The organism is Serratia sp. CY83965, from assembly GCF_052166375.1.
GTDB lineage: Bacteria > Pseudomonadota > Gammaproteobacteria > Enterobacterales > Enterobacteriaceae > Serratia > Serratia marcescens.
Window position 1 is genome coordinate 14,881 of record NZ_JBJNOV010000012.1, and the last position, 24,381, is coordinate 39,261.

Genomic DNA, 24,381 nt, shown 5'->3' on the forward strand with positions numbered 1-24,381 from the left:
AGGACGAGAGAGATGGCGTTATTGAATGTAGACAAGCTTTCGGTGCACTTCGGTGACGAAGGCACCCCGTTCCGCGCGGTAGACCGCATCAGTTACAGCGTGGAGCAAGGTCAGGTGGTCGGCATCGTCGGTGAATCCGGCTCCGGCAAATCCGTCAGCTCGCTGGCGATCATGGGCCTGATCGATTTCCCCGGCAAGGTGATGGCCGACAAGCTGGAGTTCAACGGCCAGGATCTGCGCAAGATCTCCGAAAAAGAGCGCCGCCAGCTGGTGGGCTCCGAAGTGGCGATGATCTTCCAGGATCCGATGACCAGCCTGAACCCGTGCTATACCGTCGGTTACCAAATCATGGAGGCGCTGAAGGTGCATCAGGGCGGCAATCGCCGCACTCGCCGCCAGCGCGCTATCGACCTGCTGACCCAGGTGGGCATCCCCGATCCGGCTTCGCGGCTGGACGTATACCCGCACCAGCTTTCCGGCGGCATGAGCCAGCGCGTGATGATCGCCATGGCCATCGCCTGTCGGCCGAAGCTGCTGATCGCCGACGAGCCGACGACCGCGCTCGACGTGACTATCCAGGCGCAGATCATCGAACTGCTGCTGGACCTGCAACAGCGCGAAAACATGGCGCTGCTGCTGATCACTCACGATCTGGCGCTGGTGGCGGAAGCGGCGCATCACATCATCGTGATGTACGCCGGCCAGGTGGTGGAATCCGGCAAGGCGGCGGAGATTTTCCGCGCGCCGCGCCACCCGTACACTCAGGCGCTGCTGCGCGCGCTGCCGGAGTTCGCCGCCGACAAGGCGCGGCTGGCTTCGCTGCCGGGCGTGGTGCCGGGCAAATACGATCGCCCGACCGGTTGCCTGCTCAACCCGCGTTGTCCGTACGCCAACGAGCGCTGCCGTAACGAGGAGCCGGAACTGCGCAGCATTCCCGGCCGTCAGGTTAAATGTCACACACCGCTGGATGATGCGGGGAGGCCGACCGTATGAGCCAGAATCAACCTTTATTGCAGGCGATTGACCTGAAGAAGCATTACCCGGTGAAAAAGGGTCTGTTCGCGCCGGAGCGGCTGGTCAAGGCGCTCGACGGCGTGTCCTTCACCCTGGAGCGCGGCAAAACGCTGGCGGTGGTCGGTGAGTCGGGCTGCGGCAAATCAACGCTCGGCCGCCTGCTGACGATGATTGAAGTGCCGACCGGCGGCGAGTTGTATTACCAGGGGCAGGATCTGCTGAAGCCGGACGTCTCGGCCGAGAAACTGCGGCGGCAGAAGATCCAAATCGTGTTCCAGAATCCTTACGGATCGCTCAACCCCCGCAAGAAGGTCGGGCAGATCCTCGAGGAGCCGCTGTTGATCAACACGTCGTTCAGCGCCGCTGAACGGCGGGAAAAAGCGCTGGAGATGATGGCGAAGGTCGGCCTGAAGACCGAGCATTACGACCGCTACCCGCACATGTTCTCCGGCGGCCAGCGCCAGCGTATCGCCATCGCCCGCGGGCTGATGTTGAATCCGGACGTGGTGATCGCCGATGAACCGGTGTCGGCATTGGACGTGTCGGTGCGCGCTCAGGTGCTGAACCTGATGATGGATCTGCAGCAGGAGCTGGGGCTGTCCTATGTGTTCATCTCGCACGATCTGTCGGTGGTGGAACACATCGCCGACGAGGTGATGGTGATGTACCTCGGCCGCTGCGTGGAAAAGGGCAGCAAAGAGGCGATCTTCAATAACCCGCGTCATCCGTACACCCAGGCGCTGCTGTCGGCGACGCCGCGGTTGAACCCGGATATGCGCCGCGAGCGTATCAAGCTGACCGGCGAACTGCCCAGCCCGATGAATCCGCCGCCGGGCTGTGCGTTCAATGCCCGCTGCCGCCGCGCTTTCGGCACCTGCGTGCAGCTGCAGCCGCAGCTCAAACAGTATGGTGAGCAGATGGTGGCCTGCTTTGCGGTCGATCAGGACGAACATCCGGGGGCGTAAAGCGTCGAACGTCATCGCTTAAATTCACGCCGGCATCACGCCGGCGTTTTTTATTACTCAATCAAAGGGTTAATAATTAGAAAACTACCACAGTCCGCCATTTTAATTACCTCACTAATTAAATTCTTATAAGAGTTATTTTTCTAAGAATCTTCGTATGTTAATGGTTGTCGAATAATTGAATTTAACGAATTGTTATTAATAACGTGAGGTTGGCCGATAAGCTTCGCTATATCTATTATAAAAGCCCTAATAAAAAAGCGCGCCGGCGGCGCGCTTTAGGTTGATGAGGCCGCGCTTATTGCGGATAAGGCACCCAGTCGCCGCCGTTCAGGCGAATGTAAGGTTTCCCCTGATATTGCATCACGATGGCGTTGTCGTTTTCAGAGATGACCGGGGTCTGCGGCAGCCCCTGTGTCAGTGTCTGCCAATCGACGCTGGATTCGCTGAAGACCTTGCCGTCCACCAGGCGCGACACCAGTTCAGACAGCGCCAGATAGCTGCTCGGCGTTTTGATTTGCAGCGGGCCGCCCTGATGCGGCGCCTTCATGCCCACCAGTTTGATGCCGACCGGCGTATGGGTAATGTTCGGGCTCGGGATGTCGCGTAGGCCGGACATCTGCATCTTGTCGCCCACCAACGCCGCGCCGTGTTCCGGCACGATCACCACCACCACTTTGCGGCCGGATTTCTCCAGCTGATCGAGGAAAGTGTTCAACTGATCGAACAGCTTCTGCGCGCGCGGCTGGTAGTCGGCGCTTTTGTTGGAGCCGACGAAGCGGTTGCCGTCGTGCAGCGGGATGACGTTGAAGAAGGTGGCGGTGCGGCCGTCACCGCCTTTTTGCTGCTGATCCAGCCAGCGGGTCAGCAATTCGAGATCGTTATAAATCGGCTCACCGTCGAACGACGTCAGCTCGTTGCCGACGCCGGCCTGCGACATCAGCGGCGCCTGCATGCCGCCCTGTTCACGCAGTTCTTTCAGGAAGTTGCCGAACACCCCGGAGTGATCGAGCATCAGCTGTTCCTTGAAGCCGAGCTTCGCCAGGTTGTCGAACAGGTAACACTGCTGGTTCACCGGCTGATACAGATCGTGATGCGAAAGCTGGCCGCAGCTGGCGCGCAGCAGGCGGATGGCCGCCGGGCCGCTGTAGGCGGTGGCCGAGTTGAAGTTGTCGAACATGATGTCCATTTTCGACCACAGCGGATGATTCTGCAGGTTGACCGCGTCCATATCGGCCCAGGCCAGCGAACAGATGTTGATCACCAGCAGATCGAACGGCTGGGCGTCGGCGGGCAAGGCGGTCGGGAATGCGGTGGCGCGGCTTTTTTCCCGCTCGTAGAACTGGTTCAGGTAGGCCGTCAGGTTGGCGCTGGTCGGCGGCAGGCTGTCTGCCGGCGCCGCGTCCCCCGCCGCCGGCGCAGATGTGGCCGGGGTATTGGCGCCGCCGGCGGCCGCCGTGGAAGCGGCGGGCAGCAGTGAAACCGCCGGTCCGGCGATGTTGACGATATTGAGCCACGCCAGCGCCGCCACGGTGAACACCGTGACGCGCACCCACTGTGCGACGAACAGGTAGGCGATAAACAGCACGAAGGCCGCGCCGATCATCTGCCAGTTGATAAAGCGGTTGATCAGCTCCAGCAGATACTGGGCGCTGAAGCCGGCCAGCTGTGAGCCCTGGCTGAGGATGCTGTTGATGCCCGGCAGCCAGGTGTCGTGGTAGAACAAGGCGATGCCGATCGGGATGGCGAGGTAATGGCGCCAGCGATGCAGGCGTTGCGAAGGGATCGGCATCAGCAGAAACGCCATGAACACCAGGTTCGGCAGCGCGTGGAAATTCAGGTAGCCGAACCACAGCAGGGCGAATTTAGCCAGAAAGTAGAGGTTCCAGCCACCCAGCCCGCGCCAGTAGCGCCACAGAGCGTTATCGGATTGCGTATTCGAGTTTCGAGTCATGGCTGCTTCTTACGTTTAATCTGGGAGGAGGAGCCTGTGCGCACCCATAAACCGGCGGATTTCAAATAGCGCGGCGATAACAACAGGTTTTGCCAGTATTGACGCAAATGCGGAAAACGCCGGTGAAAGGCGTAGCCCAGCGGAATGAAGATCAGCGCGCACAGCAGGATCAGTTGCACGATGTCGTTAAGGTTCAGCATGCGATTCCTCCTGCGGGCCAAGCGGCAGCGTGAGGGCGACCGGCTGCCGCCGTTCCGCGGGCACCTCGGCCGCCGCCACGCGAGGGCGCGGCGCGGCGCCCGCGGGGCCGGTGGCCGAAATCTGCCAGCATCCCTGGGCCATGCGTTTGATTTCCGAAATGATATCGACGTCCTGGTGCCACACCACCCGGTTGCTGAAGGCTTCATCCACCGGCAGGCGGAAGATGAACTTCAGCGCGGTATCCAGATCGTTGATGCGGCAGGTGGAAAGGAACAGCACCAGCCGCCCCTGCACCACGGTCATCACGTCGCCGAACCGCCGCAGGTGGCACAGGGTCATCGCCTGTTCGGCGCGCAGACCGGTGGCCGGGCGCAGCGCCACCATCACGCCTTTGCCATCCTCGGGCAGCAGCGTGTTGCCCATCAGCGAAAGCACCGCCTGGCTGAACGCTTCCGGCCGCATGTAGCCTTTGAGCTGCAGCGGACGCAGCCCGGCCAGCAGCGCATCGATGTCGGCGGGCACATGCCGTGAGAAGCGTTGCCCCTGGATGCCCTCGAGCATGGTCAGAAAACGCGACAGCGGCGCGACGTGCGGCACGATCAGGTTGGCGCCGCAGGCCAGCAGCAGCCGTTCGTCGCTGTAGCGCAGGCTGGCGCTCATCTCGCGCACCGCGATTTTCAGGCCGTTGCCGCGGCTGCGGCGCAGGGTGTGGATCTGGTGCGCCAGATGATCGATTTGGTCGCTTTGATACAACGCGAAAATCAACGTCGCCGAGAGTCTCAGCATGCCGTGCTGCGCCAGTTCATCGTTGCTCTCCAGCAGCTGCCAGTTGGCGGACAGCGGCGGCGCGCCTTCGAGGATGCTGCGCTCGGCCAGATACTGGCTTTCGTCGCTGCGCAAGGCGGTGGGGGAGGGTTGGCTATTTTCATCCTCGCCCTGCCAGCCACCTTCCGCCGCATACAAGGTCAGCAGCTGATTGGCGTTGATGCCGTTTTCGGTGCTCCACCAGTTCACCAGGTATTGCGCGCTGTCCTGCTGCCATTGCAGGCTGGACAGGCCGTTCAGGATGCGGTGCTGTGCGCTGAGCTGCCCTTTGAGCTTATTGATGCCGCCGCCGTGGCTGAGGATCAACAGCGTACAGTCCTGCCGCCGCAGCCAGGCGGCGAGGGTGCGCGTCCACTCGCGCAGCTCTTCGGTGGTGAAGGTTTGCCACAGGCTGGCGTGGGCCAGCAGGATAAGTAAGCGATTTTGCGGCCTCAGAGCGCGCATCAGATCGTCGTTCAACTGTGTCAGCGCAGCTTTTTTCTCCGGTAATTGATACAGCGGCAGCTTCTGCAACGCGGGCGCAGCCAGCTCGGCCAGCAGGCGCTCGGGTTTGTCTCCGCTGCAGATCAGGGCGACTTTGTGGGTGGCCGGTTGAGCGGCGATGGCCTGGCGACACAGCAGCGCGGCGTCGCTTTGCCTGTCGATATTGATCCAATAAAGCCCGGGGGCCTGCATCACCGACAGCTCTTCCCAAATCTGCCGAATGCCTAGAGAAAAAGAGTGCGCCATAGGATGTGTTCTACTTTCGTTGAAAGCCGACTAAAGGCGTTTATATTTAAAGATAGCCATTTTTACGCTGGCAATAATAAATCTCCGACGCTCTTCAACAATATTTGTTGAGAATCATCTTATTGCCTGTCTCTTTTTGTATCGTTGCTATAGTTAATTAACATAGCCTATTTTCGCCAAAGCGGAAGAATGAATAACGCATCCATCCATTTTCGTGCAGCGGCGCCTGGGGAGAGCCAGGATGACCTGCAGGCGCTCAGTCAGGCTTTTTCATTGCCGAAATTACGCTATGTCGATATTTCACGGCAGGAGCGGTTAACGCAAATGATGACGCGCTGGCCACTGTTGGCCGAATTGGCGCAGACCACGGGGAGCCACTGATCTATGCCGGTGCTCGCGCTGCAAGGGTTGCGGGGTGGAATGGGGACGACCTCGGTCACGGCGGCGCTCGCCTGGGCGTTGCAGCAACTGGGCGAGTCGGTGCTGGCGATCGACTTCACGCCGGATAATCTGCTGCGCTTGCATTTCAACACGCCGTTCGAGCTGGCGCGCGGCTGGGCCCGCGCAGAGCAGGATGGCGGCGCTTGGCAGGAAGGTGCGCTGCGTTATTGTGAAAACCTCGACTTTCTGCCTTTTGGCCGCCTGAATGGGGCGGAAAGGCTGGAAGTGCAGCGCCAGTGTCGTCAACAGCCGGAACGCTGGCGCGACAACCTGCGCCAACTGATCGCCGGCGATCCGCAGCGCTGGATCCTGCTGGATGTCCCGGTCGGGGACGGCGTGTTGGCGCAGCAGGCGCTGCAGCTTGCCGACAGCGTGTTCGTGCTGTTGAACCCCGACGCCAACTGTCAGGTGCGGCTCCATCAACAGACGCTGCCGAATGACTGCCGTTTCCTGGTCAATCACTACTCCTCCGCCAGCCAGCTGCAGCAGGATCTGCATCAGCTGTGGCTGCAAACCCTGAGCGGCCTGCTGCCGGTGGTGATCCACCGCGACGAAGCGTTGGCGGAAGCGCTGGCGGTCAAACAGCCGTTGGGCGAGTATCGCCCCGAGAGCCTGGCGGCGGATGAAGTGCTGACGCTGGCCAACTGGTGCCTGATCAACCTCAAACGGGGCGTTGCGCCATGAGCCGGGTGCTGAGCCTGCTGCTGGTGCCGCCGGTGCGTCAGGCGGTACAGGCGCGCTACCGCGGCTATCGCCGCAACGGCGCGTCGGCGCTGACCGCCTTTTTCGCCACGCTGCTGGTGGCGCTGGGGTGGATGCTGCTGCGCTTCGAGTCACCGGCCTGGCAGCGCGTGCGCGTCGGCCGCGCTTACTGGTTCCCGCATCTGTCCGCCGAACGCCCGCGCCCGGCGGATGCGCTGCGCTATCTGCTGCAGGGTCTGTGGCTGCTGCTGTTTCACAGCGGCCGCGCGCCGGTGCCGCGCGACTATTTCGCCGGGTGGCGGCGGCTGCAGCAGCGCTACGCCGATTGGCTGCAGAGCCTGCCGCAACGGCTGAAAAACGCCGGCGTGGAACAGCGTTCGGTAGAGCGCCTCGGCCGCATGAACCGCGGCATGCGACGCGCGCTGTTTATTCTGGTCGGCGTGTTGGCGGCGATCCTCGCCATGCTGTGCATCTCGCAACCGTTCGATCTGTCGGCGCAGTTCGTGTTCGTCGTGCTGCTGTGGGGGATCGCGATGGTGGTGCGCCGGGTGCCGGGGCGTTTGCCTGCGCTGATGCTGATCGTGCTGTCGCTGACCGTTTCCTGTCGTTACCTGTGGTGGCGTTATACCGCCACGCTGAACTGGGACGACCCGCTCAGCCTGGTGTGCGGCCTGTTGCTGCTGGTGGCGGAAACCTACGCCTGGGTGGTACTGGTGCTGGGCTATTTCCAGACCGTCTGGCCGCTTAACCGCCAGCCGGTGCCGTTGCCCGCTGACAGCGCCACCTGGCCGACCATCGATCTGATGGTGCCGACCTACAACGAAGATCTCGGGGTGGTGAAGCCCACCATCTATGCGGCGTTGGGCATCGACTGGCCGAAAGAGAAAGTGAACATCTATATCCTCGACGACGGCAATCGCCCTGAATTCCGGGCGTTCGCCGCCGAAGTGGGGGTGAAATACATCGCCAGGCCGACCCACGAACACGCCAAGGCCGGCAACATCAACAATGCGCTGAAGCAGGCCACCGGCGAGTTCGTGGCGATTTTCGACTGCGACCACGTGCCGACGCGCTCCTTCCTGCAACTGACCATGGGCTGGTTCTTCAAAGACAAAAAGCTGGCGATGCTGCAGACCCCGCACCACTTTTTCTCGCCGGATCCGTTCGAGCGCAACCTCGGCCGCTTCCGCCAGACGCCCAACGAGGGCACCTTGTTCTACGGGCTGGTGCAGGACGGCAACGACATGTGGGACGCGACCTTCTTCTGCGGCTCTTGCGCCATCCTGCGCCGCAGCGCGCTGGATGAGATCGGCGGCATCGCGGTGGAAACCGTCACCGAAGACGCCCACACCTCGCTGCGCTTGCACCGGCGCGGACACACCTCGGCCTATATCCGCATTCCGCAGGCCGCCGGGCTGGCGACCGAAAGCCTGTCGGCGCACATCGGCCAGCGCATTCGCTGGGCGCGCGGCATGGTGCAGATCTTCCGGCTCGACAACCCGCTGCTGGGCAAGGGGCTGAAACTGGCGCAGCGCCTGTGCTACGCCAACGCCATGCTGCACTTTCTGTCGGGCATTCCGCGGCTGATCTTCCTCACCGCGCCGCTGGCGTTTTTACTGCTGCATGCCTACATCATCTTCGCGCCGGCGCTGGCGATCGCGCTTTATGTGCTGCCGCACATGATCCACGCCAGCCTGACCAACTCGCGCATCCAGGGGAAATACCGCCATTCGTTCTGGAGCGAAATCTATGAAACGGTGCTGGCCTGGTATATCGCGCGGCCGACGACGGTGGCGCTGTTCAATCCGCACAAGGGCAAATTCAACGTGACCGCCAAGGGCGGGCTGGTGGAGGAGGAGCACGTTGACTGGGTGATCACCCGTCCTTACATGTTCCTGGTGGTCCTGAACCTGGCCGGGCTGGCGTTCGGCGCCTGGCGGCTGGCCTATGGCCCGACGGACGAGGTGATGACGGTGATCATCAGCCTGGTGTGGGTGCTGTACAACATGACCATTCTCGGCGGCGCGGTGGCGGTGGCGGTGGAGGCCAAGCAGGTGCGTCAGGCGCATCGCGTGGAGATCGCCATGCCGGCGGCGATCGCGCGTGCCGATGGCCACCTCTACCCCTGCACGCTGCGCGATTACTCCGACGGCGGCGTGGGCATTGAGATGCGAGTGGAAAACGCGTTGAAAGACGGCGACAAGGCCTCGCTGCTGCTCAAGCGCGGCCAGCAGGAGTACAGCTTCCCCTGTGTGGTGACGCGCGCCTTCGGCAACAAGGTGGGGGTGCGTCTGGTCAGTCTCTCCACCCGTGAACACATCGATTTCATTCAGTGCACCTTCGCCCGCGCCGATACCTGGGCGCTGTGGCAGGACGGGTTCCCTGAAGACCGGCCGATCGAAAGCCTGCGCGACGTGCTGGCGTTGGGCTTCCGGGGCTATGTGCGCATGGCGGACTACGCGCCGCCGCTGGTGCGCGGTCTGCTGGTCGGGGTCACGTCGCTGACCGCCTGGGTCGTGTCGTTTATTCCGCGCGGCGTCGGCAGGGATCCGACCTTGGATCAACAAGAAACAGTGGGTTAGCTGCGAGTTCAACCGCCCGCTCACTCGCCCGGTGAACAGGCTCCAACATTGATGATGATACGATGACGCGAAAAATAACCTGGTTAACTGCTCTGGCCTTAGGCATCAGTACCCTGTCGCAGGCCGAAACCGCCACTGCGCCGACCGTGGCGGCTCAGCCGCCGATCGCCGCGGCGGCCGATACGGCGACCGCGCCACCGCCGGCCGCCGCGCCGCAGGATCCGAATGCGCCGGTGCGCGACGTATCGCTGCCGTTTGCGCAGATAGCGCCGCCGCCGGGCACCTTTGTTCTGCGCGGCACCCGGCCGGACGGACAGATCGAATTCGGCGTGCGCAGCGATGAGGTGGTCTCGCAGGCGATGCTCGATATGGAGTTTACGCCGTCGCCGGCGCTGATCCCGGTGGAGTCGCACGTCAAGGTCTATCTGAACGACGAACTGATGGGCGTGACCACCCTCGCCAAAGAGCAGCTGGGCAAGCCCAATCGCATCCAAATGGCGATCGATCCGCGCTATATCACCGATTTTAACCGCGTCAGGCTGGTGTTTGTCGGCCATTATCAGAACATCTGCGAAAACCCGGCCAGCACTTCGCTGTGGCTCGACGTCAGCAAGTCCAGCGCGCTGAAGCTGCGTTTCCAGACGCTGCCGGTGAAAAACGAGCTGTCGCACTTCCCTGAGCCGTTCTTCGACAGCCGCGATAATCGGCCGCTGACGCTGCCGATGGTATTCGCCGGCCAGCCTGATCTCGCCCAGCAGCGCGCGGCGGGCATTCTGGCCTCGTGGTTCGGCAGCAAGGCGCAGTGGCGCGGGCAATCCTTCCCGACGCTGTACAATGCGCTGCCGACGCAGCACGCGGTGGTGTTCGCCACCAACTCGCAGCGCCCGGATTTCCTGCGCGATTATCCGGCGGTCAACGGCCCGACGGTGGAGATGATCAGCCACCCCGACAATCCGTACGTCAAACTGCTGTTGATTCAGGGGCGTGACGACAACGATTTGATCACCGCGGTGAAGGGCATCGCGCAGGGTAACATCCTGTTCCGCGGCCAGAACGTGACGGTGGACAAGGTGGAACAGCTCGCGCCGCGCCAGCCTTACGACGCGCCGAACTGGGTGCGCACCGATCGGCCGATGACCTTCGCCGAGCTGCAGCAATATGCCGAACAGCTGCAAACCAGCGGCATCGAGCCCGGCCCGATTTCGCTGACCATGAACCTGCCGCCGGACCTGTTCCTGATCCGCAGCACCGGTATCGATATGCACCTGAAATACCGCTATACCGCGCCGCGCATTCAGGATGGTTCGCGGCTGAGCGTCAGCCTGAACAACCAGTTCGTGCAGGCTTACTCGCTGGTGCCGGAACACGAGCAGGGCGCGCAGCTGCTGCGCCTGCCGTTGACGCAGGGGCTGCTCGACTCCGACAAGAACGTCAGTATCCCGGCGCTGCGGCTGGGCGCCACCAACCAGCTGCGCTTTGACTTTGACTACACCACGCTGCTGGCCAGCGGCGCGGAAGGGCGCTGCGAAACCTACTCCTTCACGCAAAACCACGCGGTGATCGACGGCGCGTCTACCATCGATTTCTCCGGTTATCGCCACTTTATGGCGATGCCGGACTTGCGCGCCTTCGCCAACGCCGGCTTCCCGTTCAGCCGCCTGGCGGATCTGTCGCAAACGCTGGTGTTGGTGAACCAGAAACCGCAGCCGGCGCAGGTCAGCGCGCTGCTGAACGCGCTTGGCGTGATCGGCGCGCAAACCGGCTACCCGGCGCTGGCCTTTACGCTGAGCGACGACTGGTCGCAGGCCAAGGATCGTGACGACGATATTCTGATGGTCGGCACCATTCCGCCGGCGCTGCGCGACGACAAGAAAATCAGCCTGCTGGTGGACGCCACTCAAAGCTGGGTGAAGCAGCCGACGCGACAGCCGCCGCTGCCGAGCGCGGAATTGCTGGCGGAGGACGCCAAGCCGGACAGCAAGACCACCGTCAGTTCCGAGGGCGCGATGTCGGCGATCATCGGCGTGCAATCGCCGTTCAACGATCAGCGCAGCATCGTGGCGCTGCTGGCGGACAGCCCGCGCGGCTATGAGTTGCTGAACAATGCCCTGCTGGACAGCGGCAAGCGCGCCGCGGTGTTCGGCTCGGTGGCGGTGATCCGCGAATCGGGGGGCAACAGCTTGCGCGTCGGCGATGTTTACTATGTCGGCCACCTGCCGTGGTGGGAGCGGCTGTGGTATGCCCTTTCCACCCATCCGGTACTGCTGGCGGTGATCGCGGTGGTGCTGGTGGTGATCCTGGGGCTGATGCTGTGGCGCGGCCTGAAGGCCTTCAGCCGGCGTCGTCTGGCGCCTGAAGATCGGGATTGACGGCGGTGAACGCGATGCTGCAACGCCTGTCGCTCGGCATGCTGCTGCTGTGCGCCTTCAGCGCCGCCGCAGCCTGCGAGTGGCCGGGTTGGCAACAGTACAAGCAATTCTACATCAGCCCGCAGGGGCGGGTGATCGACCCAAGCAGCCCGAACAAAATCACCACCTCCGAGGGACAGAGTTACGGCCTGTTTTTCGCCCTGGTGGCCAACGACCGGCCGACCTTCGACCTGCTGTTGACCTGGACGGAGAACAATCTGGCGGCGGGCGATCTCAGCGCCCGCTTGCCCGCCTGGCTGTGGGGAGAGAGCGACGATAAGCAGTGGAAGGTGCTGGACGCCAACTCGGCGTCGGACGCCGACCTGTGGATCGCTTACAACCTGCTCGAAGCCGGCCGCCTGTGGAAAAGCCGGCGTTATCAAACCCTGGGAACGCTGCTGCTGCAACGCATCGGCCGCGAGGAAGTGGCCGACATTCCCGGCCTGGGCCTGATGCTGCTGCCGGGCAAAGTCGGGTTCGTGGCGGAAGATCGCTGGCGGCTGAATCCCAGCTACCTGCCGCCGCAGCTGTTGGCGCGTTTTGCGGCGCTGAACGGCCCATGGCGTGCGATGCGCGAGATCAATCAGCGACTGTGGCTGGACACCGCGCCGCACGGCTTCTCGCCGGATTGGGTGGTGTGGCGGGTCGGCGCCGGTTGGCAGCCGGACACCGTCAAGCCAAACGTCGGCAGCTACGACGCCATTCGGGTTTATCTGTGGGCCGGCATGCTGGCGGACGACGATGAACACAAGGCGGCGCTGCTTGAACGCTTCCAGCCGATGGCGCAGCTCACTGCCAAACAGGGCGTTCCGCCGGAGAAAACCGATACCGCCAGCGGCAAAACTACCGGCGACGGCCCGGTCGGTTTCTCCGCTTCTATGCTGCCGATGCTGGCGACGCAGGCTGAAGCGCTGGCGGTGCAGCGGCAGCGCATCAGCGAGTATCCGCCGGGTGATGACGCCTATTTCAGCGCCTCGCTGACCCTGTTCGGTCAGGGATGGGATCAACAACGTTATCGCTTTAATCGTCAGGGTGAATTGCAACCCTCGTGGGACGGCCAATGCACAACTTCAAAATAAACTGGCTGAATTTGATTCCGCTGAGCCTGGCGATGCTGCCGCAGGCGCGCGCTGCGGAGGCCGTGGCCCCGGAACAGTGGCTGCTGGAACAGGTGCGCATTGGCGAGGCCGGCAACAAGGACGATCTGGTGCGCCAGTCGCTGTACCGGCTCGAGCTGATGGATCCGAACAACCCGGACGTGATCGCCGCGCGCATGCGTTTGGCGCTGCGGCAGGGCAACATGGCGCTGGCGCAGCAGCAGTTGGACAAGCTGAAAACCCTCGCGCCGCAGTCCAGCGCCTATCGCCAGGCGCAAATGAACATGCTGCTGACCCAGCCGGAAACCCGGCAAAAGCTGCAGCAGGCGCGCCTGATGGCGACCGCCGGCCGGTTGCCGGAAGCCAAAGCGCAGTACGATGCGCTGTTTCACGGCGAGCCGCCGACGCTCGATCTGGCGGTAGAATACTGGCGGCTGGTGGCGCGTTTGCCGGGGCAGGAGGCGAAGGCGTTAAAGCAGCTGCAGGCGCTGGATCAGCAATATTCAGGCAATGTGGCGCTGCGCATGTCGCTGGCGCGTATGCTGTTCAGTCAGAACCAGGACGCGCAGGCCTTTGAACTGCTGCAGAAGATCGCCGCCGATCCGGCCGGGCGCGGTGACGCCGCCGATCTGTGGCTGGACAAGGTCAAAGCGATGCCGGTCAGCGCGCAGAGCGTAGCGGCGCTCAACCGTTTCCTCGGCGTATTCGACACCGGCGATCAGGCGACCCGCGCCCGCGAAGAACTGGCCAGACAGCAGAAGCTGTTGGCCGATCCGGCTTATCAGGCGCGGGTGCGCGGTCTGGCGCAGGTGGATAAAGGCGGCAGCCGGGCAGCCATTCCAGAGTTGCAAAAGGCGCTGGCGGCGGCGCCGAACGACGCCGAGGTGCTGGGCGCGCTCGGCCAGGCCTACTCGCGCGCCGGCAACCGCCCGCAGGCGCTGAAGCTGTTTCGCCAGGCGCTGGCCGCCGACAAGAGCGGCTACGGCAGCGGAAAATGGCAGAGTCTGATCAAGAGCACCGGCTACTGGCTGGCGATCGACGAGGGCGACAAAGCGCTCAAGGCCGGCAATCTCGCGCTGGCTCGGCAGAAATATCAACAGGCGCGCCAGCTCGACGACAGCGACGGCGATGCGTTTATCGGCCTGGGCGATGTGGCGGTGGCGAGCAAGGATGACGCCGCGGCGGAAGGGTTTTATCAGCAGGCGTTGCGGCGCGATCCCGGCAACGGCAGCGCGCTGCGCGGCCTGGTGAATATCTATCAACGCCAGTCGCCGGAAAAAGCGCTGGCCTACCTCAACGGCCTGCCGCGCAGCCAACAGGCCAAGCTGCGCAGCACCCTCGACGGACTGCGGCTCGATATGTTGAAGCAGCAGGCGGAGACGCTGGCGGCACAGCAGCAGTGGCAGCAGGCGGCGGAAATCTATCGCCGCGCCCAGCCGATGGCGCCCGACGACGTCTGGCTGACCTATCGCTATGCGCAGGCGCTGCGTCAGGCCGGGCAGCCGCAGCAGGCGGACGCTCTGTTCCGGCAGCTGGCGCTGCGCCAACATGCCAATCCGCAACTGACCTACGCCTATGCGCTCTATCTTTCCGGCAGCGATCGCGACAGGCAGGCGCTGGCGCAGCTCAATACGCTGCCTGCGGCGCAATGGAACGACAACATGCGCGAACTGGCGCAGCGGCTGAAAATGCAGGCGGTAATCGAGCATGCCGAACGGCTGCGGGCCGCCGGTGACGAAGCGGCGGCGGAAGCCTATCTGCGTCGGCAGCCGGCGGACACCCGCATCGATTTGCTGCTCGCCGACTGGGCGCTGGCGCGCGGGGAGTATGCGGCGGCGCTGGACGACTATCAGCGGGTGAAACGGCGTGAACCGAACAACCCGGATGCGCAGCTGGGCGAGATCGAAGCCTATGTGGCGCAGGGGGATCTGGACGCGGCGCGTCAGCGGCTGAAAACCGAACCGCAGCCGCAAGACGCTTCGCTCAACAGCCAACGGCGGGTCGCCAACGCCTGGGGCGCGGTCGGCGATCCGCAGCAGGCCGACGCGCTCTTCAGCCGGCTGAAAACGGCGGCGGCTTCGGAGCCCGCCGGGCAGACCAAGGCGCTTGTTTATCGTGACGCCGCCCGGCTGGAACGGGCTCAGCAACAGCCTGAGCGGGCGCAGCAGGATTACCGCCAGGCGATGGTGGCCGGCGGCATCACGCCGACGCTGCCGCAGGATAATGACGGCTACACCTATTTGACGCGCAATAATCCGAACGACGACTGGCTGAAACGCGGCATCCGCTCCGACGCCGCGGATCTGTATCGACAGCAAGACGTGAACGTCACGCTCGATCACGATTACTGGCGTTCGAGCGGCACCGGCGGCATTTCCGACTTCAACGCGCACGACACCATGCTGCAGGTGGACATGCCGCTGTATGACGGGCGCGCCTTCTTGCGTACCGACACCGTGCAGCTGGATGCCGGCCGCTTCTCGACCGACGGCAGCGGCAAATACTACGAGACCTTCGGCACCTGCAATACGCAAGGGTGCCGCGGCGATGAACACCAGAAAACCACCGGCACCAGCGTGGCGGCCGGCTGGAAAAACGATCGTTGGGCCGCCGACATCGGCACGACGCCGATGGGCTTTGAGGTGGTCGACTGGACCGGCGGCCTGGCCTACAGCGGCGACTGGAACCACATTGGCTGGACGCTGGCGGCCTCGCGGCGGCCGATTTCCAGCTCGCTGCTGGCGTTCGGCGGTGCCAAAGACCCGAATACCGGCATCACCTGGGGCGGCGTGCGCGCCACCGGCGTCAGCCTGAGCGCCAGCTACGATCGCGGCGAGGCGAACGGCGTCTGGGCCGATCTCAGCGCGCATCAGATTACCGGCAAGAACGTGGCGGACAACCAGCGGCAGCGGTTGATGGCCGGTTACTACTACAAGCTGATCAACGAAGACAATCGCCGCCTGAGCGTCGGGCTCAATACCATGCTGTGGCACTACCAGAAGGATTTGAGCGGCTATTCGCTGGGGCAGGGCGGCTATTACAGCCCGCAGCAATATCTGTCGCTGTCGCTGCCGGTCAACTACCGTCAGCGCACCGAGAACTGGTCGTGGGAGCTGGGCGGTTCGGTTTCACTGTCCCATTCCAAAACCGACAGCCAGCGCCGTTATCCGCTGCAGGGACTGATCCCGGATTCGTTGCCCGATAAGTTCGCCGTCGAGGACGGCAGCTCCTCGAGCGGCGTCGGTTATACCCTGCGGGCGATCGTCGAACGCCGTCTCAGTTCGCACTGGACGCTCGGCGCCGGCATCGACATTCAACAGGCGAAGGACTATACGCCGAGCCACGCGCTGATTTATCTGCGTTATTCCCTGGCCGGCTGGCAAGGGGATCTCGATTTGCCGCCGCAGCCGCTGACGCCTTACGCCGACTTCAAGTAGCCGGAAGGGGGAAAGATTCAGAGTGTCGGACGCCGGGGAGTTTTGTTACCCTGTGTGCGGGTCGCGTTTGTTCGCTTTAGGAAAAGACTGAAACCCGCGATTTTCTTGGTTTTGCCTGCGGCATAGCCAGATAAAAACAGCCGATGATCGAGTATACTCAGCCCGGTTCGAGGGGGCGGGTGAGAGTCAGCCCCCTTTTTTGTTTCAGCCCGATTTCACGGAGAGCAGGTTTGCGGGTCAGGCGTTCGTTAACGATTAAGCAGATGGCGACAGTGTCCGGCGTGGCGCTGGTTACGATCTGCATCTTTATCGTGATCCAGTTATTCCACTTTGTGCAGCAGCGCAGGGATGACTACGCCCAGCAACTGGAGAATATCGCCCACTCCGTGCGCCAGCCGCTGGCGGAGGCGGTGCTGCGCATGGACGTGCCGGAAGCCAAAAGGGTGCTGAACACGCTGTTGCCGGTCGGCATTCTCAGCCGGGCGGATATCGTCTTGCCGAACGAGTTTCAGGCGCTGCACGCCAATTTCCCGCCGGAGCGGCCGGTGCCGACGCTGATCGCCCGGTTGTTTGAGCTGCCTATCCAAATTTCCGTGCCGCTCTATTCGCTGGAACGGGTGCCGGCCAACCAGCAGCCGCTGGCCTATCTGGTGCTGCAAGCCGATTCGTTCCGCATGTACCAGTTTATCCTCAGCATTTTGTCGACCATGCTGTCGACCTACCTGTTGCTGGCGCTGATCCTGTCGGTGGCCATCACCTGGTGCATGAACCGGTTGATGGTGCATCCGCTGCGCGCGATGGCCAAAGAGCTGGAGAACATCTCGCAGGACGAAGCGCCCTATCACCAGCTGATGCTGCCGGCGCTGCACCAGGACGATGAGCTCGGCCTGCTGGTGCGCAATTACAACCGCAATCAACAGACGCTGGCCAAGGCGCATGCCGACATGAGCCGCCTGAGCACCCGCCACCCGGTGACCGAACTGCCGAATCCTGCATTGCTGAACGCGTTGCTGGAACAGCATATCGCCTCCAGTCTGCGCCCTGAGCGTTTTAACCTGCTGGTGATCGGCATTGAGACGCTGCATGAAGCGTCTGGCGTGATGAGCCCGGCGATGCGCGAAGCGCTGCTGCTGGCGCTGGCGAAGAAGCTGCGCGGCTGCATCGACGAAAACGGCGTGTTGGCGCAGCTGAGCAATACCGAATTTGCCATTCTGGCCAAGGGTATCGAGCGGCCGTTCCACGCCATGCAGCTGGCGCGGCGCATCATGGCGGAGATCAATGCGCCGTTGACGCTGGAAGGTCTGGCGCTGCGGCCCAACGCCAGCATCGGCATCGCGCACTACCTCAATCAGGGGGAGAGTGCGGAACAGCTGCTGCGCAGCGCCACCTCGGCGATGATGTCCGCGCACCGCGAAGGAAAAAATCAGATCCTGTTCTTCGAACCCAGCCTGACGGAACGCACGCAGAAGCGGCTGACGCAGGAGAGCGAGATCCTGCACGGCATCGAGCAGCGGCATTTCACGCTGTTCCTGCAGCCGCAGATCGACATGCAGTCCAACGAGGTGATCGGCGCCGAAGCGCTGCTGCGTTGGCAGCAGTATGACGGCAGCTATACCCTGCCGGCCGACGTTATCCCGCTCGCGGAAGAGCTGGGCGTGATCGTGCCTCTCGGCAACTGGGTGCTGGAAGAGTCTTGCCGCATCCTGGCGGACTGGCAACAACGCGGCATTGCGCTGCCGCTGGCGGTTAACGTTTCCGGAATTCAGATGCAGGATGAAGCGTTCGTCCCGCATCTGAAAAACCTGCTGGCGCAGTATCGGATCGATCCGCGCAAGCTGCTGCTGGAGATCACCGAGACGGTACGCATCGACGATCTCGATCGCGCTCTGGCGCTGCTGCGCGAGCTGCACGACCTGGGGCTGTCGATCGCGCTGGACGACTTCGGCATGGGCTACTCCAGCCTGGAGTACCTCAACCGCTTGAAATCCCTGCCGATCGATTTGATTAAGATCGACCGCAGTTTCATTCAGGGGCTGCCGGCCGACGATGCGATGGTGCGCATCGTCAGTTCGATCTCCGAAGTGCTGGCGTTGCCGGTAATGGCCGAAGGCGTGGAAAACGCCGAACAGCGCGACTGGCTGCTGCAGCACGGCATTCGCAGTGGGCAGGGATTCCTGTTCGCCCGGCCGCTGCCGCGCGAAGCGTTCGAAGCCGAGTTTTGCCGCGCGGCGCGGTGAGCGTCGCGATACCTTTCCGGTACTTTTCCTCGTCCGAAAATCGCCATTCTTTATCTACCTCTTTTGCGTTAGTGCAAACAAAGGCTTACGCAATTTTCAGCTTTGCACCCCGACTGACGCGTTTCAGCTCTTAAATTCACATCAACCCCACACGGTGGGTGCAACAAATTATTTCCATGTTGTTAAGTGGGTGTTATTTTCCGCGCAAGCGATGAACAGGCTGGATTTTTAGACTGCTGCCTGGTGCGTGTCTTCCCCCCATAGGATGTTCATATGAAAACAACGATCTTTAAGAGCCTCTATTTTCAGGTGCTGACGGCGATCACGCTGGGTATCCTGCTTGGCCATTTCTACCCTGACCTCGGCGCCGAGATGAAACCTCTGGGCGATGGCTTCGTCAAACTGATCAAGATGATCATCGCGCCGGTGATCTTCTGCACCGTGGTGACCGGCATCGCCGGCATGGAAAGCATGAAGGCGGTAGGGCGCACCGGCGCCATCGCGCTGCTGTATTTTGAAATCGTCAGCACCATCGCGCTGATTATCGGCCTGGTGATCGTCAACCTGGTGCAACCGGGCGCCGGCATGAACGTCGATCCCGGCACGCTGGACGCCAAAGCGGTAGCGGTCTACGCCGAGCAGGCGCAGCAGCAGGGCATCATCCCGTTCCTGCTGGACATCATCCCCGGCAGCGTGATCGGCGCGTTCGCCAGCGGCAACATTCTTCAGGTGCTGCTGTTCGCGGTGCTGTTTGGCTTCGCCCTGCATCGTCTGGGCGACAAAGGGCAGCTGATCTACAACGTGATCGATAGCTTCTCGCGGGTGATTTTCGGCATCATCAATATGATCATGCGCCTGGCGCCGCTGGGGGCCTTCGGCGCCATGGCGTTTACCATCGGTAAATACGGCGTCGGCACCCTGGTGCAACTCGGCCAGCTGATCGTGTGCTTCTATATCACCTGCATCCTGTTCGTGGTGGTGGTGTTGGGCAGCATCGCCCGCGCCAACGGCTTCAGCATCTTCAAATTCGTCAACTACATCAAAGAAGAGCTGCTGATCGTGCTGGGGACCTCGTCGTCCGAATCCGCGCTGCCGCGCATGCTGGATAAAATGGAGAAGCTGGGCTGCAAGAAATCGGTGGTGGGTCTGGTGATCCCGACCGGATACTCCTTCAACCTGGACGGCACCTCTATCTACCTGACCATGGCCGCGGTGTTTATCGCTCAGGCGACCAACACCCACATGGATATCATGCATCAGATTACCCTGCTGGTGGTGTTGCTGCTCTCCTCCAAAGGGGCGGCGGGCGTGACCGGCAGCGGCTTTATCGTCTTGGCCGCCACCATCTCCGCCGTCGGCCACCTGCCGTTGGCCGGCCTGGCGCTGATCCTCGGCATCGACCGCTTTATGTCGGAAGCCCGCGCGCTGACCAACCTGGTGGGCAACGGTGTGGCGACCGTGGTGGTGGCAAAATGGTGTAACCAGCTGGATGAAAAACAGCTGAAAGACACGCTGAACAACAAAAACACCGGCGCGGACAAAACGCTGCCTTCCGCCTGATATCGGCGGTAAATCACCGGCCGCATCCGCGGCCGGTGAGCTTCTTCCCCTGCCTCGTAACGATTTTTTGCATTAAAAACCCCGCAATCCATTATTTTTCACTCTAATGAGTGACATCCGCAAAGGCGCGCGGTCTAACACGATGGTACACTTTCTGCTTTCCGCCCCACCGTGAAACTCAGGGCGTATTTTTATGATTCCATTGAATGGAATACACGCATTTGCATAAGAAATTGGATAGTCATTAAGTAGGGGTTCACATGCAGGGCACCAGAATTCATCTTATAGTTGGTGGGCTGCTATTGGCTGCAGCCAGTAGCAGCGTGCAGGCTGAAGCACTACAACCCGATCCTGCCTGGCAGCAGGGGGCGCTGGCCAACGGGTTTTCATGGCAGATTCTCGATACGCCTCAGCGGCCAAGCGACCGCGTGGAACTGCGGCTGATCGTCAATACCGGCTCTTTGGTGGAGTCTTCGCAGCAGACCGGTTTCGCCCACCTGCTGCCGCGGCTGGCGTTGACGCGCAGCGAAAGCTTTACCGCGCCGCAGCTGCGCGCCCTGTGGCAACAGAGCGTGGATAACGAGCGGCCGCTGCCGCCGGCTATCATCTCGTATGATTTCACCATGTATAACCTCAGCCTGCCGAACAACCGGCCCGACCTGCTGAAAGAAGCGCTGGCCTGGCTGGCGGACACCACCGGCAAACTGGCGATCGACGAGCATACGGTGCACGCGGTGATGAATTCCACCATCAATCCGGTCGGCACTTTCCCGCCCAATACCCAAGATGTCTGGTGGCGTTACCGCCTGAAAGGTTCGACGCTGCTGGCGCACGATCCGGCTCAGCCGGCGAAACGGCCGGTCAACCTCGAGCAGTTGAAGAAATTTTATCAGCAGTGGTATACCCCGGACGCCATGACGCTGTTCGTGGTCGGCAAGGTTGACAGCCGCAGCCTGGGCGAGCAGATCAACAAGGCGTTCTCGCCGCTGCAAGGCAAACGTGAAACCCCGGCCCCGATGCCGACGCTGACACCGCTGCCGCAGCAGCCGGTGAGCCTGATCAGCGAGCAGGTGAAACAGGATACGCTGTCGATCATGTGGGATTCGCCGTGGCACCCGATTCGCGATTCGCAGAGCCTGCTTCGTTACTGGCGTGGCGATCTCGCCCGCGAGGCGCTGTTCTGGCATCTTCAGCAGACGCTGGAAAAAAGCGACCAGAAGAGCCTGCATCTGGGCTTTGACTGCCGCGTGCAGTACCAGCGCGGGCAGTGCGCCATTCATCTGGATACGCCGAACAACAATCTGAACGGCAGCCTGGGCTTTATCGCCCGCGAGCTGGCCAACGTGCGTGACAACGGCCTGTCGAAAGAAGAATTCGATGCGCTGCTGGCGCAGAAAAACGATCAGCTGAGCAAGCTGTTCGCGACCTACGCCCGCACCGACACCGATGTGCTGATGAGCCAGCGCCTGCGTTCGCAGCAGAGCGGGGTGGTGGATATCGCGCCGGAGCTGTATCAGAAGCTGCGCCAGGAATTCCTGTCCAGCCTGACGCTGGAGACGTTGAATCAGGCGCTGAAGCTGCAGCTGTCTCAGGAGGCGACGCTGGTGCTGATGCAGCCGAAAGGCGAGCCGGAAATGAGCATGAAGCAGCTGCAGGAAACTTATGACGGCATCATGATGCCGGCGCCGGCGGTGGTGACGGAAGAAGCCAAACCGGCCGACGCTGCGGTGGCTGCGCCGGCGACGGACGCCGGCGCGCAGTAATATCGCGACAGGGGGCTCAGGCCCCCTCAGTTGCGATACAGCACCTTGATGATGTGGTAACCGAACTGGGTTTTGACCGGGCCGTAAGGTTTGAGCAGCGGTATGCTGAACACCGCTTTATCGAACGCAGGCACCATCGCGCCCTTGTTGAATTCGCCCAGCGAGCCGCCGTTGCGTTTTGACGGGCAGCTCGAATATTTGCGCGCCAGCGTGTCGAAGCTGACGCCGCGCTTCAGCTTGGCCAGCAGCTCGTTGGCCAGCTTTTCATTGTCTACCAGAATGTGCAGGGCGCACGCCGTTTTTGCCATGGTATTGCCTTTGTCGATGCGAAAATTGCGCTGATTATACCCGCTAAATCTCATCGGCGCTTTCTGCTACAATTCCCTTCCACGTTTTACAGTCGAGCAAGCCAGCACCATGCGATTAAACCCCAGCCAACAACAAGCCGTCGAATTCGTTACCGGGCCCTGCCTGGTGTTGGCCGGTGCCGGTTCCGGCAAGACGCGCGTTATCACCAACAAGATAGCCCACCTGATCCACCACTGCGGCTATCAGGCGCGGCACATCGCCGCCGTGACCTTTACCAACAAAGCCGCGCGCGAGATGAAAGAGCGCGTGTCGCAAACCCTGGGGCGCAAAGAGGCGCGCGGGCTGATGATTTCCACCTTCCACACCCTGGGGCTGGAAATCATCAAGCGGGAATATGTGGCGCTGGGCATGAAGTCCAACTTCTCGCTGTTCGACGACCAGGATCAGCTGGCGCTGTTGAAAGAGCTGACCGAAAAGTGGCTGGAAAGCGATAAAACGCTGGTGGCGCAGCTGATTTCGACCATCTCCAACTGGAAAAACGACCTGATCGATCCCCAGCGCGCGGCGGAGCTGGCGCGCTCGGAGCGCGACAAGCTGTTCGCCCACTGCTACGGCCTGTACCACGCCCATATGCGGGCGTGCAACGTGCTGGACTTCGATGACTTGATCCTGCTGCCGACGCTGCTGTTGCAACGCAACGAAGAGGTGCGCGAACGCTGGCAGCAGCGCATCCGCTATCTGCTGGTGGATGAGTACCAGGATACCAACACCAGTCAGTACGAGCTGGTGAAGCTGCTGGTGGGCAACCGCGCGCGCTTTACCGTGGTGGGCGACGACGACCAGTCGATCTACTCCTGGCGCGGCGCGCGGCCGCAGAACCTGGTGCTGCTGAAGGAAGATTTCCCGGCGCTGCAGGTGATCAAGCTGGAACAAAACTACCGTTCCAGCGAGCGCATTCTGAAGGCGGCCAACATTCTGATCGCCAATAACCCGCACGTGTTTGAAAAGCGGCTGTTTTCTGAACTGGGGTATGGCGAAGAGCTGAAGGTGGTGACCGCCAACAATGAGGATCACGAAGCCGAGCGGGTGGTGGGGGAGTTGATCGCCCACCACTTCGTGAAAAAGACCAATTACGGCGACTATGCGATCCTGTACCGCGGCAACCACCAGTCGCGGGTGTTTGAAAAGATGCTGATGCAGAACCGCATCCCGTACAAGATTTCCGGCGGTACGTCGTTCTTCTCTCGCCCCGAGATCAAGGATCTGCTGGCTTACCTGCGCGTGCTGACCAACCCGGAAGACGACAGCGCCTTCCTGCGCATCGTCAATACCCCCAAGCGCGAGATCGGCCCGGCGACGCTGCAGAAGCTTGGCGAGTGGGCCAACCAGCGCAACAAGAGTTTGTTCCATGCCAGCTTCGATCTGGGGCTGAGCCAGCATCTGACCGGGCGCGGGTTGGAATCGCTGCAGCGTTTCACCCACTGGCTAGGCGGCATCGCCCAGCAGGCGGAGCGTGAGCCGGTGGCGGCGGTGCGCGATCTGATCCGCGGCGTGGATTATGAGAGCTGGCTGTTTGAAACCTCGACCAGCCCGAAGGCCGCCGAAATGCGGATGAAAAACGTCAACACGCTGTTCGGTTGGATGACGGAAATGCTGGAAGGCAACGATCTGGACGAGCCGATGACGCTGACCCAGGTTGTGACGCGCTTCACTCTGCGCGACATGATGGAACGCGGCGAAAGTGAAGAGGAGCTGGATCAGGTACAGCTGATGACGCTGCACGCTTCCAAAGGGTTGGAGTTCCCTTATGTGTTCCTGGTGGGCATGGAAGAGGGTCTGCTGCCGCACCAGAGCAGCATCGACGAAGACAATGTCGATGAAGAGCGGCGTCTGGCCTATGTGGGGATCACCCGCGCGCAAAAAGAGCTGATTTTCACCCTGTGCCGCGAGCGCCGTCAGTACGGCGAGCTGGTGCGGCCGGAGCCGAGCCGGTTCCTGCTGGAGCTGCCGCAGGACGATTTGGCGTGGGAAACCGAGCGCAAAGTGGTGAGCCCGCAGGAACGGATGCAGAAGGGGCAGAGCCATCTGGCCAATATCCGCGCCCAGCTGGCCAAGGCCAAAGGCGGGAATTAAAAAGAAAGGGCGCTCATCGCGCCC

Annotated in this window: 16 protein-coding genes; 12 read left to right on the forward strand and 4 right to left on the reverse strand. The window is 62.1% G+C overall.

Annotated features, from left to right (window positions below):
- Positions 1-12: 12 nt before the first annotated feature.
- Both dppD and dppF read left to right on the forward strand, forming a co-directional pair.
- On the forward strand, positions 13-993 hold the full coding sequence (dppD, locus tag ACJ8PL_RS20595; protein WP_004934132.1) for a dipeptide ABC transporter ATP-binding protein: 981 nt from the start codon (positions 13-15) through the stop codon (positions 991-993).
- Positions 990-1,979 (forward strand): dipeptide ABC transporter ATP-binding subunit DppF, encoded by a 990-nt coding sequence (gene dppF, locus ACJ8PL_RS20600; protein ID WP_016929525.1) that lies wholly within the window; start codon positions 990-992, stop codon positions 1,977-1,979. Before dppD ends, dppF begins: the two co-directional genes overlap by 4 nt.
- Before the next feature lie 298 nt (positions 1,980-2,277).
- Here dppF and bcsG read toward each other — a convergent pair whose 3' ends face one another.
- The 3 genes from bcsG to bcsE are packed head-to-tail and all read right to left on the reverse strand — an operon-like array spanning position 2,278 to position 5,688.
- Positions 2,278-3,933, reverse strand: a complete 1,656-nt coding sequence (gene bcsG, locus ACJ8PL_RS20605; protein WP_318670123.1) for a cellulose biosynthesis protein BcsG — start codon at positions 3,931-3,933, stop codon at positions 2,278-2,280.
- On the reverse strand, positions 3,930-4,133 hold the full coding sequence (bcsF, locus tag ACJ8PL_RS20610; protein ID WP_004934139.1) for a cellulose biosynthesis protein BcsF: 204 nt from the start codon (positions 4,131-4,133) through the stop codon (positions 3,930-3,932). Before bcsF ends, bcsG begins: the two co-directional genes overlap by 4 nt.
- Positions 4,120-5,688 carry a cellulose biosynthesis protein BcsE gene (gene bcsE, locus ACJ8PL_RS20615; protein ID WP_442531354.1) on the reverse strand — a complete coding sequence of 523 codons (1,569 nt, stop codon included), beginning with the start codon at positions 5,686-5,688 and terminating at the stop codon, positions 4,120-4,122. The genes bcsF and bcsE overlap by 14 nt, the downstream gene beginning before the upstream one ends.
- Before the next feature lie 189 nt (positions 5,689-5,877).
- Here bcsE and bcsR point away from each other — a divergent pair, with 189 nt between their 5' ends.
- The 9 genes from bcsR to ACJ8PL_RS20660 all read left to right on the forward strand — a co-directional run bounded on the left by bcsR (position 5,878) and on the right by ACJ8PL_RS20660 (position 21,915).
- Complete coding sequence (gene bcsR, locus ACJ8PL_RS20620; RefSeq protein ID WP_016929521.1) at positions 5,878-6,069, forward strand: cellulose biosynthesis protein BcsR; 192 nt, start codon at positions 5,878-5,880, stop codon at positions 6,067-6,069.
- Between the two features lie 3 nt (positions 6,070-6,072).
- The gene (gene bcsQ, locus ACJ8PL_RS20625) at positions 6,073-6,813 is read left to right on the forward strand and encodes a cellulose biosynthesis protein BcsQ (RefSeq protein WP_028127819.1); all 741 of its coding nucleotides are present in this window, start codon (positions 6,073-6,075) and stop codon (positions 6,811-6,813) included.
- Positions 6,810-9,413, forward strand: a complete 2,604-nt coding sequence (bcsA, locus tag ACJ8PL_RS20630; RefSeq protein WP_442531355.1) for a UDP-forming cellulose synthase catalytic subunit — start codon at positions 6,810-6,812, stop codon at positions 9,411-9,413. The genes bcsQ and bcsA overlap by 4 nt, the downstream gene beginning before the upstream one ends.
- Before the next feature lie 62 nt (positions 9,414-9,475).
- The gene (gene bcsB, locus ACJ8PL_RS20635) at positions 9,476-11,782 is read left to right on the forward strand and encodes a cellulose biosynthesis cyclic di-GMP-binding regulatory protein BcsB (RefSeq protein ID WP_442531356.1); all 2,307 of its coding nucleotides are present in this window, start codon (positions 9,476-9,478) and stop codon (positions 11,780-11,782) included.
- 5 nt (positions 11,783-11,787) lie between these two features.
- The gene (gene bcsZ, locus ACJ8PL_RS20640; protein ID WP_317006090.1) at positions 11,788-12,900 is read left to right on the forward strand and encodes a cellulose synthase complex periplasmic endoglucanase BcsZ; all 1,113 of its coding nucleotides are present in this window, start codon (positions 11,788-11,790) and stop codon (positions 12,898-12,900) included.
- On the forward strand, positions 12,882-16,355 hold the full coding sequence (gene bcsC / locus ACJ8PL_RS20645) for a cellulose synthase complex outer membrane protein BcsC (RefSeq protein WP_016929516.1): 3,474 nt from the start codon (positions 12,882-12,884) through the stop codon (positions 16,353-16,355). Before bcsZ ends, bcsC begins: the two co-directional genes overlap by 19 nt.
- 230 nt (positions 16,356-16,585) lie before the next feature.
- A complete protein-coding gene (gene hmsP, locus ACJ8PL_RS20650; RefSeq protein WP_028127370.1) occupies positions 16,586-18,592 on the forward strand; it encodes a biofilm formation regulator HmsP in 2,007 nt (668 codons plus the stop codon).
- Positions 18,593-18,865: 273 nt separating this feature from the next.
- Complete coding sequence (locus ACJ8PL_RS20655) at positions 18,866-20,152, forward strand: dicarboxylate/amino acid:cation symporter (RefSeq protein WP_016929514.1); 1,287 nt, start codon at positions 18,866-18,868, stop codon at positions 20,150-20,152.
- A 260-nt stretch (positions 20,153-20,412) separates the two neighbouring features.
- Positions 20,413-21,915: a M16 family metallopeptidase gene (locus ACJ8PL_RS20660; RefSeq protein WP_028127369.1), complete on the forward strand. Its 1,503-nt coding sequence runs from the start codon at positions 20,413-20,415 to the stop codon at positions 21,913-21,915.
- Positions 21,916-21,941: 26 nt separating this feature from the next.
- Here ACJ8PL_RS20660 and ppiC read toward each other — a convergent pair whose 3' ends face one another.
- Positions 21,942-22,223 (reverse strand): peptidylprolyl isomerase PpiC, encoded by a 282-nt coding sequence (gene ppiC / locus ACJ8PL_RS20665; protein WP_004934175.1) that lies wholly within the window; start codon positions 22,221-22,223, stop codon positions 21,942-21,944.
- A 109-nt stretch (positions 22,224-22,332) separates the two neighbouring features.
- On the opposite strand from ppiC, the gene rep reads away from it, so the two are divergent.
- Entirely contained in the window at positions 22,333-24,357 is a 2,025-nt protein-coding gene (rep, locus tag ACJ8PL_RS20670) for a DNA helicase Rep (RefSeq protein WP_004934177.1), read from the forward strand.
- Positions 24,358-24,381 lie beyond the last annotated feature (24 nt).